Source organism: Mycobacterium simiae (assembly GCF_008370645.1).
Lineage (GTDB): Bacteria > Actinomycetota > Actinomycetes > Mycobacteriales > Mycobacteriaceae > Mycobacterium > Mycobacterium simiae_A.
In genome coordinates, this window is sequence record NZ_VTZN01000380.1 from 1 (window position 1) to 1,473 (window position 1,473).

Annotated in this window: 1 protein-coding gene; it reads left to right on the forward strand. The window is 74.3% G+C overall.

Going from position 1 to position 1,473, the window contains the following annotated elements:
- Positions 1 to 1,473: PE family protein (locus F0Q45_RS25935; RefSeq protein ID WP_262491194.1), on the forward strand; the 1,473-nt coding region annotated here is incomplete at both ends.

Here is a 1,473-nt window from a genome sequence, read left to right on the forward strand (position 1 = left end):
GAGGTGTCAGTGCAGGTGGCGGCTCTTTTCAGTGCGCATGCCCGCGGGTATCAGGAGCTGAGCGCCCAGGCAGCACTGTTGCATGACCAATTCGTCCGGACCATGACGGGCGCGGCGCGCGCCTATACCGGTGCCGAGGCCGGCAATGCCGCGCCGCTGCAAAACCTGCAACAAAATGCGCTGGGCCTGGTCAACGCGCCTGCCCAGGCGCTATTGGGTCGCCCACTGATCGGCAATGGCGCTGACGGGTCGGCGCCCGGGCAGGCCGGCAGTGTTGGCGGGCTGTTAATTGGCAACGGCGGTGATGGCGCAGCCGGGGCGGCTGGCCAGCCTGGCGGTGCTGGTGGTGCAGCGGGATTGTTTGGCAGCGGGGGCATGGGTGGGCAAGGCGGAGTAGGCGCCGCAGGGGGTGCCGGTGGTCAAGGGGGGACGTTGTACGGCGCAGGTGGTGCCGGTGGGCGCGGCGGCTTAGGTGGTGCCGGTGGTGTCGGTGGTGCTGGTTCCCTGCTATTCGGCAATGGTGGTGCCGGCGGGGACGGCGGGGCCGGTGTCAACGGCGGTGTTGGGGGTGCAGGCGGTAGTGGCGGCAACGCGGGGCTAATCGGCGACGGCGGGGCCGGCGGACGCGGTGGCGCCGGTATGGCCGGGGCAAATGGCACCAATCCCATCCCCGGACCCGCGGCCCCCGCTGGCATTACGCCGCCCGACGAAGCCGGAGGGAGTGGCCCTCCCGCCGCCGACGGCGGCAACGGCGGCGCTGGCACCGCAGCCGCGCCCACCGGGGGCGCCGGCGGCGACGGCGCCGGACAGTCGATAACCAACTCCGTTAGCGTATTCGCTCGTGGCGGTGATGGTGGCGCCGGGGGCTTGGCCGCTGCCGGCGGGGCCGGCGGCGACGGGGGCAACGGCGGCTACGCGGTAGGCATCTTGCAATCGATACTAGGAACCAACCTCGTAAACGGTGGTGCGGGCGGTGCGGGAAGTGATGGCATGGCCCCGGGCAGTGCGGGCGGCGACGGCGGCGACGGTGGCAACGCGACGTCGTTCAACGGCAACCCAGTAGCCACAAATGCGGGGGCCGGCGGTGTGGGCGGTGACGGTGCCAGCAGCGCTGTGTCCGGCGGCGACGGTAGTGCCGGGGGCGTGGGCGGTCGCGGCGGTGCCGGCGGGCTGCTGGCGGGCAACGGCGGCGCCGGGGGCGTGGGAGGCGCCGGCGGTACCGGCGGCCTGGCCGGCGCCGGGGGTCCGGGTGGCGCCGGTGGCGCTGGCGGCGCCGCAGCGCGGGCGTCTGCGAATGGCTTGTCTACGGGCGGTGCGGGTGCCGACGGCGGGAATGCTGGTGACTCGCTGGGGGTCGGCGGCCGCGGCGGAGCCGGCGGCGGCGGCGGTGATGGCGGGGCTTCCTCGCCGCTGTTCGGCATCGGTGGTCACGCCGGCGCGGGCGGTGTGGGCGGGGCCGGCGGCGCGGGGGGT